Raw genomic sequence first — 16,655 nt, forward strand, 5'->3', positions numbered from 1 at the left:
TTCATTATTAACTCCTGTGTTTGTATCTGCCCGAATCCACTTGGTTTGGGCTTTTTTTTTATCCTCCCCACCTTCTCTTGCCCTTTTTAAAGCAATAAAAAAACCTCCGAAATTCGGAGGTTTTTAGTTGAGCCTAAGTGAGTCTAGCGGCTAACGCTGGCACTCTTTGGCAAAGAAAGGTGCAGTAAGCAGTAACCTATCACAGCCGCTGTGGTTGACCCCATCAGGATCCCCAGTCGTGCATAGGTATCATATTCTGGACTTACCCCACCAAATGCCAGTGAAGAGATAAATATCGACATAGTAAAGCCGATGCCACACAGTACTGACACTGCAAAAATGTGACGGAAGGTGATACCCTCTGGCAATCTCGCAACGCCTGTTTTGACCGCCACCCAACTGAAGGTAAATATACCCAGAGGCTTACCAATCAACAAACCCAAAGCGATACCCAATGGAAGCATTGATGTTAAACCAGACATCGAAACGCCTTCCAGAGATATACCCGCATTCGCGAACGCAAATAGAGGCAAAATTGCAAACGCAACATAAGGATGCAGTGCATGTTCCATATGCTTCAGAGGAGAATGCTCACCCTTTTTACCATTGAGAGGGATAGCAAAACCAATAACCACGCCAGCTAACGTTGCATGTACGCCTGATTTCAGTACCGCAGCCCACAGGATAATGCCCACTACGATGTACCACGTCAGTTTTGTCACTTTTTTCGCATTCAGTAAGAACAGCACACCCGTCATGATGAAGCCGATTGTCAGCGCCAATGTGGACAAATCGCCGCTATAGAACAAAGCGATGATAACAACCACACCTAAGTCATCAATAATCGCCAGAGCAAGCAAGAATACTTTCAAACTCACTGGAACTCGCTTACCAAGTAAGGCCATGATTCCCAATGCGAATGCGATATCGGTGGCGGCAGGGATAGCCCAACCTTGCACCGCTTGCGGATCGCCACTGTTAAAAAGCACGTAAACCAGTGCAGGAGCCAACATACCACCAACGGCCGCAATCGCAGGAAAAATCGCCGTCTCTTTTGATTTCAACGCACCTTCCAATAATTCGCGTTTCACTTCCAAACCGATCAGCAGGAAGAAGATGGCCATTAAACCATCGTTAATCCAGTGCGATACCGACATGCCAAATAGATAGCTATGCAATACCGACTGATATGTATCGTTTAGCGAAGTGTTGGCAATCACCATAGCAATGGCTGCAGCAATCACCAGCAGGATGCCGCCTGCGGATTCCATTTTGAAAAAGTCACGGATAGCATCGTTCATGATTTCGCCCTTGTATTTATAATCGTGATAAATGAACAACTAACAATGTGTAGCAGTGTATAGTGAAGAATAATGTAGGAATAATCGCTTGTTTAGATGTTAAACATCGGTTTTTCCTACATTGAGATAAGTAATATTCCTTCAAAAGTACTCGTCGTCGTCCGGTAACTGACTGATAAGATTATAGTCAATGAGTGACATACTAGTGAACATAAGCATGACAACTACGCAACAAATTGTAAATACGTAGAAAAAAGTAAGGGCCCCATCGTCGGGACCCTTTTTACTTTCGAATGCGCTTTAATTGCTTCTTCCGTAGCCAGTTAACTGCATAAAACCCCAACCTTGATGGCTGCCCGCTACCTGTATAGGTCCTTCCCAGTAAGGCAGCAAAAAGGGTAACCACATTTCCTGATCCACTGCCGTGGCGGTAAGGCGGATTTGATACTTTGGCACTTCCACAGACCATCGCAGAGGTAAACGCGTACCATCGGCCAGCTCACTTTCCTCTAAGGGGGTGATCTTGATATCTTGCTCTTTGAGGGGGAAAACTTTACCCGACGGGGTAGAGAGTGTGCCAAACACATAAGGCAATCGGCTTTTATGTCGGTACTGATTGACGCTCAACGCCATACCGTTGTCGAGATTAAACACCAGCCAGTCCCAGCCCTGTTGATCTTGTCCTACCAGATCTGAGCCCCACTCTTTTTGCAGCCACGCAGAGCCACTCACTTTGATATTTTTGCCATCAAGATGCAAAACACCATCCGTTTGCAGAAACGGTGCGCTGACACTAAACGACGCTACGGACTCCAAATCATGCTTGAGCTGATAACCACTTTCGCCATTCAGGACAAAAGGGCCTAGGGTTTGCGTGACCAACTCTAGAGAAAATTCATCACTGGCCGCGATCAGATTCCCCGGAAAAGGCGTCACCCCTAAGGCTCGCCAAGTCCAATTGTCTATCCACATGCGAAACGGCTTATCGCTCGAGCCCGCCTGACCAATCCCTCCACGGGCAATGCGTTGGTCTTTCCACACTTTACCTTTAGCACTCACAACCACATTAGCAAGGTAAATCTGTGGGTTTTGCCAGCCATTGACGTCTCTTTCATCACCAGCCAGACGAAAAAAGCTCCACTGCACTGAGTATGGGGTACCCTGAGCATCTTGCAAGCTCGCAAAGTAGTGCCACCACTCATGTTGGTACTGGGAGTGAAAACGGAAATCGTTCGGCAAGCGGACTTTTTGCCCAGGTAGCACAGGCTCAAACACGGTCTGCGGTGATGCGGTAAACACACTGTTAAATTGATACTGTTGACGCGTTGTCGCGTTTTTGCCGTAAAAAAGCAGGTACCACGTGGCCAAGAAACTCACAACGACAATGGTAGAAACAAGCAGTGATATTAGGATAAATCGACCACGTATTCGCTTCATTACAAGGCATCCCTTAATGACTTAATCGGCGTATTTCTTACCATTCTGAGCACAGGCAACGCCCCCGCCAGCATAATCGCCAGCATTGCCCAAGCAAGAGTTTCACCGTATTCGGCGGGATTAATTTGCAGCTCCAGCGACCAGCCAAAAGATTGCTTAATTACGATGTCAACAATCAAGGTGGCCAGTGCCATACCAAGCGGCACAGCGATAATGGCGGAAATAAGGCCAAAAACAAACAGTTGCAACCCACCTAGCGCGATCAATTCTTTGCCCGACACGCCGAGACAGCGCAAAATCGATACGTGACGCTGACGCGAAACCTCTCCGGCTAAGGTCGCGAAGAACAGGCCAAACACCGCGATAACGAGGGTGATATTGCCTAAGGTATCGGCAATGGCAAAAGTATGGTCGAACACTCGCATTGCCTGCTTGTAAATATTGTTATTGTCGAGCACACGCTCTGGCGTCATGCGGAAAATCTTTTCTAAACGCCCTTTCAGCCCCTCAATATTCACCCCTTCGTGCGTGACCGCACCCAACGCGACATTCCCGTTACCGGCAAAGGCATACAGCCAGTTACGATGGGATAAAAGTACCTGATTATACGGATTACCGTAGTCGTAATAGACACCAACCACCAACCACTTGTCGCCTAAAGGCGCCGTCAGATTGATAAAATCTCCCGGACGAATACCCATTTTCAACGCCATCGATTCGCTGACCATCACGCTGCGGGTACTGTTGAGATAGTACCAATAATTGGGCACACCGAGCTTGACCGTCAATGCATCAAGTTCCCCTTCCGAAGCACCGGTACTGACCACTTGCAACTGCCCTGCGTCGGTTTGAATCTCTTTTTCCCAGCGCCACCAAACTTGGTCCACTTCAGGCTGTGCCATCAACCAACTGCTGATCCTAGCTGCCGAATTATTGGTTGGGTAGATATAAAGATCTGCGGCGAGACGCTGGGTTAACCATTTATCGGTCGTGTCTCTAAAACTGCCCACCATAGTCTCGACACCAATGTTCGCCGCCAACGCTAACATGAATGCCATCATCGCCACACCGCGATAACTCATGCTGGCCGCAGTGTCCGCAAAGAACCAACGCAATCTTACCCAGCGTAGCGTATAGGAAAAACTATTAAATACCGCCCACATCAAAAAGGGAGTAAACAAGGCAACGCTGATCAACATCAGAGCAATAATCGCAAAACCCGATTCCTGAGTTTTTGGGGCTTGGTAAACGGCAATGGCCGCTACACAGAATGCACACGCTGCGAGTGCCTGCCACGCAAATTCGCGTCCAGCAAAACGCACCAATGAGAGCTTGGCAGATAGACGGATCGGTTGAGATTTCAGCAAGCGAATCAAAGGCCAGAGACAGGAAATCAGGGCGCCGAGCGCCGCCATCAGCAAGCTGTACAAGCTCGATTGCCAACTCCAGCCAATCGAGAGCCCAACGTTGGCATCATATAGATCGCTCAAACTGGCAGAGACGGCCGGGATCAGCTCATTGGCTAGTAGCAACCCAAGCAGATTGCCACATAACCAAGCTACGACCACCAAAATGGTTAACTCAAGAATCAATGCTTTCGCCAGTAGCATGCCTGTGACACCCGTCTGACGCAAAATACCCACTAAAGGCTGGCGCTGGATAAATGAGAGCGACATCGCTTGATAGAAGATAAACAGACCGACCAAAAACGACAGCATACCCATAGCGGTAAGATTCAGGTGAAAGGCTTTGGTTAACGCATTGAGTTCATCTCGGCTATTACGCACCAAAGACAAACCATTGGGTAATGCTTGCTTTAACCCTTCCAGCTTTTCTGACGGCATTTCACCACAGGCAATCACCGAAAGACCCGAACTGCGCTTAAGCATACGTAATGTGGCAATATCAGCCACAATCCGCGTACCGTTAAGACGCTCTTCTCTATCGATTTTCAGCGGGCCAAGCAGACTCCCATCATCGAGCGGAATAGAATCGCCATCTCGCCAATCCATATGCTTGGCAAGCGCGTTGCTGACTAAAATCGGGTATGGCGGGTTCATCAACGCCAGTAGAGAGAGAGAGCCCATCGCATTAGGCTGCTCCAACGAGAGCATCGCAACAGGATCGATACCCACTAAGGTCAACCCAATCCCGTTGGCGGTGTCGATATGGTGCATGTCCATCGGAACACATTGCTGATAACCCGCTCGGCGCAGCTGAATGTAAAACCCTTGGGGGATCTTGTTTGCGTTGTGCTTTGGTCGAATGCGATAAGGAAGCGGATTGGAAAAGAGCCTTTCGCCATTTTGATAGCTCTGTTTCGCATGATGGTTGATCGCGGTAACGCCGACGAGCAGGGAAACACCGAGCGTTAGGCCAAGCCAGACCAAAATGATTTGCAGCGGATAGCGCCGATAATGACCGAGTAGTGCTTTAACTACGGGCCATAACATGCAGCTGTCCTCCTTGAAGTCGAATCCTTCCTTCCATATGCTGGGCGACCTTGTCACTATGCGTGACTAAAAGCAAGGTACAATCGAGTTGGCGAGTGAGTGAAGTCAGTAAGCGCATCACCGCTTCGGCGTTACGCTCGTCTAAACTGCCGGTCGGCTCGTCTGCAAGCAACAACTTGGGCTCCATATACAAAGCACGTGCAATTGCAGCACGTTGCTGCTGTCCGCCGGAAGCCTCTTCGGGATAGCGGCCCAGTAGCGGCATGAGATCGAGCGCAGAAAGGATTTGGCGCAACAGTCCTTTGTCTTCCGGTAAGCCTTTGAGTTGACGGCAGAAACGAATGTTATCGGCGATGTTAAGCGTAGGAAGCAAATTAAACTGCTGGAAAATATGTCCAATATTGTTACGGCGATAAGTTGTGCGCTGATATTCAGGAGCATCATGCATCGCGAAACCAGGGAAATTGATCGCACCCGAATCGGCCGTGTCTAGCCCTGCGATTAAATTGAGCAGCGTACTTTTGCCTGAGCCACTCTCACCCATTAGGGCTATTTGTTCGCCACGTTGCAACGTCAGTTCAGCCCCTTGCAATACCGGATGAAATTCTCCACCATCCACATAGCCTTTACATAGGTCTGACAGTTGTAACATTAACTTTGCCGCTTCGCTTTCAGAAATTGGAACCAGAATCTACACTAAAAAGCTGATTATCGAAAGTATTTTGATTGCTGGATCACATTAAACGAATGCAAACCAGCGCATATCTAATCTTCGATGAGATTTCGCATCCATTTGCGGCTGACGATGCGATATAAAACACCGACCCACTTAACCATTTCTTCCACCAAAAACAGCAGATATACCCACACAGGCGACACTTCAAGGTAGATAGCTGCAAACGCAGCCAATGGAATACCAATAACCCACTGAGCGAGTAGATCCTGATAGAGGCAGAATTTCACATCGCCGCCCGCACGCAACACACCAACAATCGCCATCATCGGCAGCGATCTCAGTACAACGGCGACGCAAAGCACCATCATGAACTGCTCTGCCAGTTGTCGAGTTTCTGGGGTTAAGGCGCTAAATGCGTTTAGAATCGACTGGTGAAATAGATACAGCAGCGCTGCGACCACAACCCCAATGATGACGTTCATCAGCACCGTCGCCCATGCTTGATAATAAACGGGCTCAAAATTTTTCGCCCCCAGTTGATTACCCACCAACACAGCGGCCGCATTGGACAGACCAATCATCATCGCCAGCGAAATTGACTCCACTGGCGTCATCACCGACAAAGCAGCAAGCCCTTGCACTCCCGCTTGCCCCATAATGGCATGATAGGCAAAGAGTCCACCTGCCCAAGCCAAGAAGTTAAAGGTTGTGGGTAATGAGAGTTTGAGAAAACGAACAATTTTTTTCCAAACAAGGATCGCGCGAACATCCGTACGGCCAAAAGCCAGTAAGTGTTGTTTCGCGTAAAGGTAACCATATAACGTTGCCACTTCGATCGCCCCGCTGAGCAAGGTCGCGATTGCTGCACCTTGAATCCCCATTGCTGGCAATCCCCAATGGCCAAAAATCAATAGCCAATTCAAAAATACGTTGGAGAGAATACCGATACCACTAAAGAAAGTGCTGATACCCGGTTTGTGCATCGCCCTGAGCCCAACCGCCATACTCGCCACACAAGCGACACTGAGCATGGTCAACGAGGTGATAACCAAGTATTCGCTGCCGAGTTGATTCACTTGTGACGAATCGGTGGTTAGCGCCATGATCTGCTGAGGAAAAAGCAGAAAAAGCAGCGCGGTTAGCAAGGCAAACGCCATCGACACCAACCAAGTCAACGCCGTACTTTGTCTAACGCCGTCTTTATCTCCAGCTCCCCAATATTGCGCGGTCAGCAGAGCGCCACCGGTGGTGACACCGACCAGCATAATGGTAGTCACAAAGGTCGCTCTGGCCGCAACGCCAACCGCGGCGATCTCCGCCTCGCCGAGCTGTCCTAGCATCAATACGTCCACCAAACCACGACTGGAAAACATCATACTTTGCAGCGCGATTGGCAATGCGATCAGCAGCAGACGACGCAAAAACGCCGCATCGGCATGCTTTGCCACCTGAGCAAGAAAGGACATAGGCACCTCAGATACAACTTATTGAAGAAGCGGAGAAAATAGCCGATGATTATAACCAATTGGGTGAATAAACCACCAGCTATTTATCCGTTAGTTAAGGGAGAGCGCAGTGCAAAAAGTATTAGTGTTGGGCGCATCAGGTTACGTTGGGTCGCAATTAGTACCACTTCTTTTGGCACAAGGTTATCAAGTGACGGCCGCCGCGAGACAAATCGACTATCTTAAAGCGCGGGTTAAACCTCATCCGCATCTCAACTTTGCTTACCTTGATCTTGCAGATCAAAGCGCGGCTCAAGCGCTCATCCCACACTTTGACCTGATCTATTTTCTGGTTCATGGCATGGCCCAAGGGCACGATTTTATTGATTATGAACTCTCCCTTGCTGACCATTTTTATCAAGCCCTGCTGGGAAGCCGCGTCAAACAGGTGATTTATCTAAGCGCACTTCAGCCGCAAAGTGGCAGCTCAGCCCATATTCAAGCGCGAAGAATGACCGGCGATGTGCTGCGCAAAGCAGGGATTCCGATTATTGAACTGCGTGCTGGGGTGATTATCGGTCCGGGATCCGCCGCCTTTGAAATCATGCGTGATTTTGTCTATCACTTGCCTCTATTGATCACCCCAAAATGGGTTGAATCGAAAGCTAATCCGATCGCACTGGAAAACCTTAACTACTATCTGGTGCGATTAGCCGAAGAAACCCACGCCACTCATGCAATCTACGAAGCGGGTGGACCAGATACACTGAGCTACCGCGAGCAATTTCGCCTCATTTGCCAAGCGACAAAGCGCCCTTTTCGCCTTTTTCCGACGGCGCTCCTGACTCCAAAGATGGCCTCATACTGGCTTGGGCTAATTACTTCGGTCCCTTCGAGCATTGGTAGCGCCCTTTTAGCTGGGCTAGAACATGACTATGTAGCAAACAGCGCAGAGTTGCGACAAAAGTACCCACAAGCCTTGCTCTCATACCAGCAGGCGGTTGAACAAGCAATTGAGCAAGAAGGCACCTTTGTTAGAAGTAATGTCTGGGGTTTTGAACCCGAGGCATTACAACGCTGGCAGCCGGGTTACGGCTATTACGCGAAAAAAGGAGGTGCCAGCATTCAAACCCAAGCCTCTGCCGAGGCACTTTGGCAATGGGTGGAAAAAATAGGCAGTCGGGAGCAAGGCTACTATTTTGCTACGTCACTGTGGCGAACACGTGAGTGGCTTGATGTGCTATTCGGCGGTAAAAGACCGATTCGCCGCGCCCCATCTGGACCGGAGCTTAAAGTCGGTGATTACATCGACTCTTGGAAAGTGATCCGCTGCGAGAAACCGAACTTTCTCTCACTGTTTTTTGGTATGAAAGGCCCCGGGCTCGGACGGCTGGAGTTCACTATCGACGATCACGGACACTACCGCCAACTCACGGTCACCGCTTGGTGGCATCCGCAAGGTTTTCGCGGACTGCTCTATTGGTTTGCCATGATGCCCGCCCACTTGTTTGTTTTTAATGGCATGGTCAAAGCCATCGCCAGAAAAGCACTCTCGTTTAACCGCGACAAAAAAGGCGCTTAATCACAGCGCCTTAAAAATAACAGTTAACATTGAAAACTAAGCGGAATTTCTGCCAGCTGATTGCCTAAATTGGCCGGAAAAATCAGGTACTCGCCATGGTATTTCACGTTCGACTTGTAATCCGTCACCTTGTGTACCATAAATCCCGCCTCAGTGGCTTTTGCGACAAACTCGGCGTGATTGCCCCGTACAAACCAACTCATCGGTTTCACTAAGGTGTCGCCATCGAAGCAGCTTTCACACTGCTGGGCGCAAAGCGCCAATGAGTGTTGACCTTCGGTAAAAATCTGCACTTTGCCACAGCCCACTAACGGCTCGGCGGTGGAAACTTCCCAGTCAGCTTGCTCCATCTGATCTAAAAACGCTTCTATCTGCTTATCGGTAATCACCGCAGGCTCTTTGTCTGCCGAGAAAAAAGAGGCATAAAACGCAGCAATACGCTTAAAGGTCGGCAAAAGTGCGGCATCGTTGCCTTTCGAGCGACCAGCTTTCTGCCAGCGAGTAAGATCATCGACGACGCAGCGGTGAAAACGCTGTGCTTTTAACGCCTTGGTCACCCAGCGCACGAGAAAGTGGTTGTTCGCGACTGGCGCGTCAGCCAGTTTACCTGCGCGATGCTCCGCTTCTAGCTCTTGCAGCGCGGTATTCACCAGTCGTTGAATTTCCGTTGTGTAGTTCGACATTATGCTTTTCTTCCGAATATCCAGTAAAAGAGGGCTGACAGCAACGAACAGGCTGACATCACCAAAATCATCGGCCACGCAACGGCGGATGGCAACGCAGCCACCAGCGCACCAACCAGCGAACCTGTGCCAAAACGCAGAGTGCCAGCCAGAGAAGAAGCCGTTCCGGCCATCTGCGGATACCCAGAAAGCAGCAGTGCCATGGAGTTACTGCCGATGGTGGAGAGTGTACCGATGTAAAGAACCACGAATGGTACCGTGCCCCACAAACCGAGGTCTAGTAGCCAGCTAACAAATAAACCTAATCCGGCGACTAATTGTACGCTAAGCCCCAAACGCAGCATAAAATGTGACCCGACTTTCTTTACCATGCGACCATTTAAACTGGTCATGATGATCATCGCGACAATATTAAGCCCAAACAGATAGCCAAATTGGTCTGGCGATACGCCATAAATATCGATGTAAACAAACGAACCTGCGGTCAAAAAGGCGAACATACCAGAAAAAGAAAAAGCCCCAGCCAGCATCAAACCTAATGCAGTGCTGTTGCTGCACAACTTGGCATAGTTACGTAAGGTGGTTTTAAAGCGCAGGGGTTGACGGTTCTCCGCTTTCAGCGTTTCAGGAATTTGCCACCACACCAGCGCAATCACCAAAACAGCAAACCCCGCCAGAACCCAGAAAATAGAGCGCCAGCCAAACCAAACCGCAAGGTGTCCGCCGATCATAGGTGCGACCAAAGGCGCAATGGTGATAACCAAGGTGACAAACGACATCGCCCGAGCGAAGTCTTCTCTGTCAAACATGTCGCGCACCACGGCCTGAATGATCACCGCTGCCGCTGCTCCGGCAAAACCTTGCGCGGCACGCACGTAGGTCAGCGAATCAATGCCGTTAGTGGTTGCACTGACAATCGCCGCTAGGCCGAAAAACAGCACGCCAAGGATCAGTACCGGGCGACGACCGAAGCTATCCGAGAGTGGGCCGTGAATCAACTGCCCCAATGCAAAGCCTGCGGTATAAGCCGTCAGAGTCAACTGCACCGCACCAGCATCCACACCAAGATCTTTGGCAATTGTCGGCATGGATGGCAAATACATATCAATCGCCAATGGCGTAAGCGCACCAATCGCGCCCAGAACGACAAAAAGGAAAAAACTGATGTGTGATTGTGCAGTCGGTTGTGATTTATCCGTCATTTATTCTCCCGAAAAATGGGTTAGGAATAAGCTTGACGCTGCAACGCCACCGATAAGGTTGACTCTCTATCGTCGTCAGAGCAGAGCTGAGCTGACACAGATTGGTAATCGAGGAACGCTAGGAATGTCGCATTGCAGCCAGAAAAGACTTGATTCTGAAAACTCCGCGCCATGAAAGAGCGGAAAAACTGCCCATATTGTGATACAGATCAAGCCTAAAAACTAGTTCCATTTAGGAACTAAATCATTTCCAAACCGAGTCTATTTCTTCCTGAGTCAGATAACGGTACTCGCCCGGTTCGAGATTTTCATCCAGCACGATCTCCCCCACTCGCTCACGGTGCAGCTGCTCGACTTTGTTACCCAGCGCGGCAAACATGCGTTTTACTTGATGATACTTGCCCTCGTGAATCGTCAGCAGTAGCTCATTCTCTGCTTGATTCACGACCGTCATCTGCGCAGGTAAGGTGAGCTCCTTTTCATTGCGCAGTTGAATACCTGCCGCCAGCTTTTCCTGATAGTCGCTGCCAATCGGGTCGGCGAGCCAAACGCGATACGTTTTGTCGCACTTATGCTTTGGAGACGTGATGCGATGAGACCACTTGCCATCATCGGTGATTAACACCAACCCTGTGGTATCCACGTCCAAGCGGCCAGCAAAGTGAAGCTCGTCCATTTTGATTTCGTCCAGCAGAACAAAAGCCGTATGGTTGAAACCATCTTCGTGAGAACACACAAACCCTTCCGGTTTATACAGCATGATGTAACGCGGCCCCTGCACGGCCAGCTCGCGACCTTGCCATTCAACCACACTTTGCTCAGAGACTTTGAACGCACCGCTTTTTTGTACCTGTTCATCGACAGTGACTTCACCGCTTTTCAGGATTTTTGTCGCCTCTTTTCGTGTCGCGCCCAGCGCATCACAAAGAAATTTATCTAAACGCATGAATACCTCAACTGGTTAAGGTCGGGTATTATAGCGACCCTGCAAAGAATAGTTGAGTGATTTCACCGTTTTCATGTACACCCTCAGACCCTATCAAGCCGACTCGGTCAAAGCCGTTATCCACTACTTTCGTCAGCACTCCACGCCAGCGGTGATCGTGCTGCCAACAGGGGCAGGCAAAAGTTTGGTGATTGCCGAACTGGCAAGGCTAGCGCGCGGCCGAGTTTTGGTGCTGGCACATGTCAAAGAGCTGGTGGAACAAAACCACGCCAAGTACGAAGGATACGGGCTCAAGGGCTCGGTATTCTCCGCTGGGCTAGGCCGCAAAGAGACGCAGCATCAAGTGGTTTTTGCCTCGGTGCAGTCGGTGGTACGCAACTTGGAATCTTTTCGCAACCAATTCTCTCTGCTGGTGATCGATGAGTGCCATCGTGTTCCGGAAGACAAAGAGAGCAGTTATCAGAAAGTGATCTCGCACCTAAAAGAGCTTAATCCGGGGATGAAAATACTCGGTCTGACCGCCACGCCTTATCGCCTCGGCGTCGGTTGGATTTATCAGTACCACACCCGCGGACAAGTGCGTAGCGAAGAGCCACGCTTTTTCCGCGATTGCATATTCGAATTGCCGATACGTTATTTGCTCGACGAAGGTTTTCTCACTCCAGCGCGAATGATGGATGCGCCTGTGCTCTCGTATGATTTCTCCCAGCTAAAACCCGCCAATACCGGGCGCTATAAAGAAGCTGAACTGGATATGGTGATCGATAACGCCAAACGCGCCACGCCGCAAATTGTTCAGCAAATCCTCCAACTTGCCCAGCAGCGGCAAGGGGTGATGATCTTCGCAGCCACCGTCAGACACGCGCAAGAAATTCATCACTTGTTGCCAGAAAATGACACCGCGCTTGTGATTGGCGATACACCAACACCAGAGCGAGACGCGATTATTCGCCAATTTAAAGCGCGTGAAATAAAGTTTCTCGTCAATGTTTCGGTACTGACCACCGGCTTTGACGCGCCGCACGTCGATCTCATCGCTATTTTGCGCCCAACCGAATCGATTAGTCTTTATCAACAAATTGTCGGTCGCGGTCTGCGGTTGGCCCCGGGCAAAGAAGAGTGCTTGGTACTTGACTACGCAGGCAATAATTACGATCTGTATCAGCCCGAGGTGGGTGACCCGAAACCCGACTCTGACAGCGAAATCATTACCATTCCCTGCCCCGCCTGCGGCTTTAACAATAATTTTTGGGGCAAGTTAGACAGCAACGGTTTTTTACTTGAGCACTTTGGCCGTCGCTGCCAAGGCTATTTCACCGACGAAGAGAACGGCGAACGCGAACATTGCGGCTACCGTTTTCGCGCTAAGTATTGCAACGAATGTGGTGCTGATAACGACATCGCAGCGCGAATATGTCACGAGTGCGATGCGACCTTGGTGGACCCTGACAAAAAGCTCAAAGAAGCCCTCAATCTAAAAGACGCTTTGGTGTTTGAATGCCTTGAGATGGTGCTCAGCGTTCATAAAACGGCGCAAGGAAAATCCCAGTTAAAGGTCAGCTATTTGGGCGAAAACCAAGCTCAGGTGCATGAATTTTGGTCCCTCACCACCCACAAGCAGAAGGCCATGTTCAAGAGTCAGTTTGTTCGTCCACACTTAGCGGACAAACATCGGCCCTTTGACGATGCCACGCCAAGCAAAGTGGTCGCTAATCAACACCGTTTTCGGCCACCACAGTTTGTGATCGCCCGTAAAAGCGGCCGTTTTTGGAAAATGCGCGACAAGATTTTTGAAGATGAACTACAAAACCGCCCGTAAACCCCATCCCGTGGGCAAGTTCACTTTCTATTCATCTAGCCAGTTTTATACTCGGGCAACTTTGTAATGTAGGGGCCGGATATGCGAAACCGAACACTGGCGCTTGCGCTGATACTCCCTTGTATGCTGACCATGCCAGCATTCGCCAGCAACGACACACAAAATGGGCACGAACTCATCCAAGATGCTTATAAAGAAGGCGCGCGCATCGAATTTGATGAGGATCAGGATGAAGTGTACGACGCGGTAAAAAAAGGGTTGATCAAACCTTTCTCTGAACTCTATACCACTGTGGACAAGCAGCTCAATGGACGTTTAATTAAAGTGGAGCTTGAAGAAGACGACAATGAGTGGGTGTATGAGCTTAAATTAGTGCATGAGAACAATGTCATTAAAGTCGAGTACAACGCGACCACTTTAGAATTGATGTCAATCAAAGGTCGCAATTTGCAAGATGTGATCAAAAAATAGAGTGTCTTATCGATGAAAATTTTAGTTGTTGAAGACGAGCCGCGTTTGGGTGAGCAAATTATTCAATCCCTTGAGCAAACAGGATGGGTACCAGAGTTATCGCAAGATGGCATTGACGCCCTCTACCGGGCCACGTCCGAAGAGTGGGATGCGATCGTGCTTGATTTGGGGCTGCCCAAATTAGATGGGCTTACTGTTCTTAAGGGCATACGTGACGAAAACATTAACACACCCGTCGTTATTTTAAGCGCACGTGACACCTTAACCCAGCGCGTCGAAGGGTTGAACGCGGGTGCCGACGATTATCTCACCAAGCCGTTTGAGATGCTCGAGCTGATCGCCCGTATTCGAGCGCAACTTCGCCGAGCCTCTGGTAACGCTTCACCTGTGATGCAAGTGGGCGATTTGAGCCTCGACACCCGCTCTTCCAAGGTGATGTGGCAAGGCCAGCCTGTCAGCTTAACCGCGCTTGAGTATAAGGTGGTCGCTTATTTTGTACACAACGCTGACAAAGTGATCTCCCGCACTGAATTAGTTGAGCACATTTATAAACAAGACTTTGACCGCGACTCCAATACAATCGAGGTGTTTATCGGTCGTATCCGCAAAAAAATCGCGCCAAACATTATCAAAACCGTACGCGGCTTAGGATACCAACTTGATGCCAGCTAAACTGGACTTACTAAAAAGCCTTAGCCTTAAGCGGCGCCTCTTTTTCGCTTCATTTCTCTGGGTTAGCTCAATGCTTCTTGCCGCAGGTGTGGGTATTCCCACGCTCGTCAAAGAGTATTTAGTCAATGATATTAAAGGCCAATTGCAGCTTGCCTTGGACGAAATCGCCGCTAACTTAGAAGCGAATGCTCAAGGCAATTTAGTGCTCCCTGTGCGTCTTTCTGATCCTCGTTTCAGCCAACCCTACAGTGGACTCTATTGGAACGCGATATCCGGTGAGCAAACTCTGCGCTCCCGCTCACTGTGGGACAGAAATATCCAAACCAAAGCAACACCGCTTGGTCAGCGGCTCACTGGTGCCAAAGGGGAAAACTTGATAGCGATAGAACAACGTATGTACCTACCTGAGTTTTCGACCCCAATTACCATTGTCATTGGCATGGATGAGACGCCCGTCAAAGAGACCCTACGCCAACTTACGAAACAGTTATGGATGATCCTTGGGCTGCTGCTCTTTGGTGTCATGAGCGTGATTGGTATACAGATTGCTTGGTCATTTCGCCCACTCAATAAACTGCAACAAGAACTCAAAGCATTAAAATCAGGCCAGCAAGATCAGTTGCAAGAGAGCTACCCCGCGGAAGTCTCACCGCTGATTAAAGATCTCAACGCCCTCTTGTTTCACTATCAGGAACTGTTGCAGCGCGCACGTCACCATGCCGGTAACCTGTCCCATTCCCTAAAAACGCCGCTTTCGGTGCTGAAAAATGAAATATCGCAACTCAACGAACAAGAACGACATCAACTCTCACTGCCGTTGCAACAGATCCAAAACCACATCGATTATCACTTGAGTCGGGCAAGAATGGCGGGAGCCATGAACATCCTCTCTGTCAAATCCAACCCAAGCCAACGTGTCGACGCCATCGCTATGGCGTTTGATAAAGTCTACGCCAAGCGAGAAATTGTACTGGTCAATGAACTGGATGATGAACTCGACGTTGCGGTTGAGCAAAGTGATTTGGACGAGATGATAGGTAACTTGCTGGAAAACAGTTACAAGTGGGCTAATAGTTTCATTCGCATCCAGGCAATCCGCCAACACAGCACCATCAACATTGTAATTGAAGACGATGGGCCAGGCATCGAAGCAAAGCACCTTGAACGGGTGATCCATCGCGGTGTCAGACTGGATGAGACCACCGCAGGTACAGGGCTTGGACTGAACATCGTCTCCGAAATGGCGCACAGTTATCGAGGTCAGCTAACACTAGAGAAAAGCCAGTTTGGCGGCTTAAAAGCCATTTTGTCCCTCAAATCGGCATAAACCTGCCGTTTCTGACAGAAAAAGCTGAAGCATGGGGGTATTCACAGCAATTTCAGTTGCTCATAGCGCAATTGAGTGCTAGTATCCGCGCTCGCTTTAATAGGAATCATGATTCCGCTTAAAGTTTTCCCATATATCTGTAAGGTCGCATTACAGAGTATGAAGTTAAAAATGTTTACTAATTTGAGAGTAAAACTATGAAATTTGAAGCAGTCGTACGTACTGAACTAGGTAAAGGTGCGAGCCGCCGCCTACGTAACACTGGTAATTTTCCTGCTGTTGTATACGGCGGAGAAGCAGCACCAGTTGCAATCGCTCTGAACCACGATGACGTTGTGAACCAAATGGACAAACCAGCATTCTACGAAGCAATCACTCTAGTGATCGCTGGTGAAGAAGTTCAGGTTAAGCCACAAGATGTTCAACGTCACGCGTTCAAGCCAAAAGTTGAGCACATGGACTTCATCCGTATCTAATTCCCTACCAAGGAATTAAATGGATAACTTCCAACCTTTTGCATAAATAAGATCTACGGCCTTACCAACCGGACAATCTAAAAATTCGAGACCCCAGAGACTTACCACCTCTGGGGTTTCACTTTTTATCAACATCAATTTTCTTTTCGGTTTTATCTTGATATT

Annotated in this window: 14 protein-coding genes; 6 read left to right on the top strand and 8 right to left on the bottom strand. The window is 49.2% G+C overall.

Annotation, left to right across the window (positions count from 1 at the left end; all coding sequences use genetic code 11):
- Nucleotides 1–143: 143 nt before the first annotated feature.
- The 5 genes from nhaA to EWA64_RS03000 form a co-directional block, all read right to left on the bottom strand.
- Nucleotides 144–1,301 (bottom strand): Na+/H+ antiporter NhaA, encoded by a 1,158-nt coding sequence (gene nhaA / locus EWA64_RS02980; protein WP_061895593.1) that lies wholly within the window; start codon nt 1,299–1,301, stop codon nt 144–146.
- A 300-nt stretch (nt 1,302–1,601) separates the two neighbouring features.
- A complete protein-coding gene (locus EWA64_RS02985) occupies nt 1,602–2,738 on the bottom strand; it encodes a lipocalin-like domain-containing protein (RefSeq protein WP_061895592.1) in 1,137 nt (378 codons plus the stop codon).
- Nucleotides 2,738–5,191, bottom strand: coding sequence for an ABC transporter permease (locus EWA64_RS02990; protein WP_061895591.1), 2,454 nt, complete (start codon nt 5,189–5,191; stop codon nt 2,738–2,740). The genes EWA64_RS02985 and EWA64_RS02990 overlap by 1 nt, the downstream gene beginning before the upstream one ends.
- Nucleotides 5,172–5,843, bottom strand: coding sequence for an ABC transporter ATP-binding protein (locus EWA64_RS02995; RefSeq protein ID WP_061895590.1), 672 nt, complete (start codon nt 5,841–5,843; stop codon nt 5,172–5,174). The genes EWA64_RS02990 and EWA64_RS02995 overlap by 20 nt, the downstream gene beginning before the upstream one ends.
- A gap of 113 nt (nt 5,844–5,956) precedes the next feature.
- Nucleotides 5,957–7,333 carry an MATE family efflux transporter gene (locus tag EWA64_RS03000; protein ID WP_061895589.1) on the bottom strand — a complete coding sequence of 459 codons (1,377 nt, stop codon included), beginning with the start codon at nt 7,331–7,333 and terminating at the stop codon, nt 5,957–5,959.
- A gap of 109 nt (nt 7,334–7,442) precedes the next feature.
- Here EWA64_RS03000 and EWA64_RS03005 point away from each other — a divergent pair, with 109 nt between their 5' ends.
- A complete protein-coding gene (locus EWA64_RS03005; RefSeq protein ID WP_061895588.1) occupies nt 7,443–8,894 on the top strand; it encodes a DUF2867 domain-containing protein in 1,452 nt (483 codons plus the stop codon).
- A gap of 23 nt (nt 8,895–8,917) precedes the next feature.
- Here EWA64_RS03005 and EWA64_RS03010 read toward each other — a convergent pair whose 3' ends face one another.
- The 3 genes from EWA64_RS03010 to rsuA form a co-directional block, all read right to left on the bottom strand.
- A complete protein-coding gene (locus EWA64_RS03010; protein WP_061895587.1) occupies nt 8,918–9,577 on the bottom strand; it encodes a DUF2913 family protein in 660 nt (219 codons plus the stop codon).
- A complete protein-coding gene (locus EWA64_RS03015) occupies nt 9,577–10,779 on the bottom strand; it encodes a Bcr/CflA family multidrug efflux MFS transporter (RefSeq protein WP_061895586.1) in 1,203 nt (400 codons plus the stop codon). The genes EWA64_RS03010 and EWA64_RS03015 overlap by 1 nt, the downstream gene beginning before the upstream one ends.
- 244 nt (nt 10,780–11,023) lie before the next feature.
- Nucleotides 11,024–11,725, bottom strand: a complete 702-nt coding sequence (rsuA, locus tag EWA64_RS03020) for a 16S rRNA pseudouridine(516) synthase RsuA (protein ID WP_061895585.1) — start codon at nt 11,723–11,725, stop codon at nt 11,024–11,026.
- 73 nt (nt 11,726–11,798) lie between these two features.
- On the opposite strand from rsuA, the gene radD reads away from it, so the two are divergent.
- The 5 genes from radD (at nt 11,799) to rplY (ending at nt 16,490) form a co-directional block, all read left to right on the top strand.
- Nucleotides 11,799–13,544, top strand: a complete 1,746-nt coding sequence (gene radD / locus EWA64_RS03025) for a DNA repair helicase RadD (protein ID WP_061895584.1) — start codon at nt 11,799–11,801, stop codon at nt 13,542–13,544.
- An 81-nt stretch (nt 13,545–13,625) separates the two neighbouring features.
- The gene (locus EWA64_RS03030; RefSeq protein WP_061895583.1) at nt 13,626–14,015 is read left to right on the top strand and encodes a PepSY domain-containing protein; all 390 of its coding nucleotides are present in this window, start codon (nt 13,626–13,628) and stop codon (nt 14,013–14,015) included.
- A 12-nt stretch (nt 14,016–14,027) separates the two neighbouring features.
- Nucleotides 14,028–14,687, top strand: a complete 660-nt coding sequence (locus tag EWA64_RS03035; protein ID WP_061895582.1) for a response regulator transcription factor — start codon at nt 14,028–14,030, stop codon at nt 14,685–14,687.
- The gene (locus tag EWA64_RS03040; protein ID WP_061895581.1) at nt 14,677–16,014 is read left to right on the top strand and encodes an ATP-binding protein; all 1,338 of its coding nucleotides are present in this window, start codon (nt 14,677–14,679) and stop codon (nt 16,012–16,014) included. The genes EWA64_RS03035 and EWA64_RS03040 overlap by 11 nt, the downstream gene beginning before the upstream one ends.
- A gap of 197 nt (nt 16,015–16,211) precedes the next feature.
- Nucleotides 16,212–16,490: a 50S ribosomal protein L25 gene (rplY, locus tag EWA64_RS03045; RefSeq protein ID WP_061895580.1), complete on the top strand. Its 279-nt coding sequence runs from the start codon at nt 16,212–16,214 to the stop codon at nt 16,488–16,490.
- Nucleotides 16,491–16,655 lie beyond the last annotated feature (165 nt).

Origin of the sequence: Vibrio cidicii (genome assembly GCF_009665415.1) — a bacterium.
Taxonomy (GTDB): Bacteria; Pseudomonadota; Gammaproteobacteria; order Enterobacterales; family Vibrionaceae; genus Vibrio; species Vibrio cidicii.

Excerpts from the sequence above, each read along its gene's own strand:
- EWA64_RS03010 (WP_061895587.1), bottom strand. The coding sequence starts at position 9,577 with ATGTCGAACTACACAACGGAAATTCAACGACTGGTGAATACCGCGCTG.
- EWA64_RS03015 (WP_061895586.1), bottom strand. The coding sequence starts at position 10,779 with ATGACGGATAAATCACAACCGACTGCACAATCACACATCAGTTTTTTC.
- EWA64_RS02985 (WP_061895592.1), bottom strand. The coding sequence starts at position 2,738 with ATGAAGCGAATACGTGGTCGATTTATCCTAATATCACTGCTTGTTTCT.
- EWA64_RS03030 (WP_061895583.1), top strand. The coding sequence starts at position 13,626 with ATGCGAAACCGAACACTGGCGCTTGCGCTGATACTCCCTTGTATGCTG.
- rsuA (WP_061895585.1), bottom strand. The coding sequence starts at position 11,725 with ATGCGTTTAGATAAATTTCTTTGTGATGCGCTGGGCGCGACACGAAAA.
- EWA64_RS03000 (WP_061895589.1), bottom strand. The coding sequence starts at position 7,333 with ATGTCCTTTCTTGCTCAGGTGGCAAAGCATGCCGATGCGGCGTTTTTG.
- radD (WP_061895584.1), top strand. The coding sequence starts at position 11,799 with ATGTACACCCTCAGACCCTATCAAGCCGACTCGGTCAAAGCCGTTATC.
- EWA64_RS02995 (WP_061895590.1), bottom strand. The coding sequence starts at position 5,843 with ATGTTACAACTGTCAGACCTATGTAAAGGCTATGTGGATGGTGGAGAA.
- EWA64_RS02990 (WP_061895591.1), bottom strand. The coding sequence starts at position 5,191 with ATGTTATGGCCCGTAGTTAAAGCACTACTCGGTCATTATCGGCGCTAT.
- rplY (WP_061895580.1), top strand. The coding sequence starts at position 16,212 with ATGAAATTTGAAGCAGTCGTACGTACTGAACTAGGTAAAGGTGCGAGC.
- nhaA (WP_061895593.1), bottom strand. The coding sequence starts at position 1,301 with ATGAACGATGCTATCCGTGACTTTTTCAAAATGGAATCCGCAGGCGGC.
- EWA64_RS03035 (WP_061895582.1), top strand. The coding sequence starts at position 14,028 with ATGAAAATTTTAGTTGTTGAAGACGAGCCGCGTTTGGGTGAGCAAATT.
- EWA64_RS03040 (WP_061895581.1), top strand. The coding sequence starts at position 14,677 with ATGCCAGCTAAACTGGACTTACTAAAAAGCCTTAGCCTTAAGCGGCGC.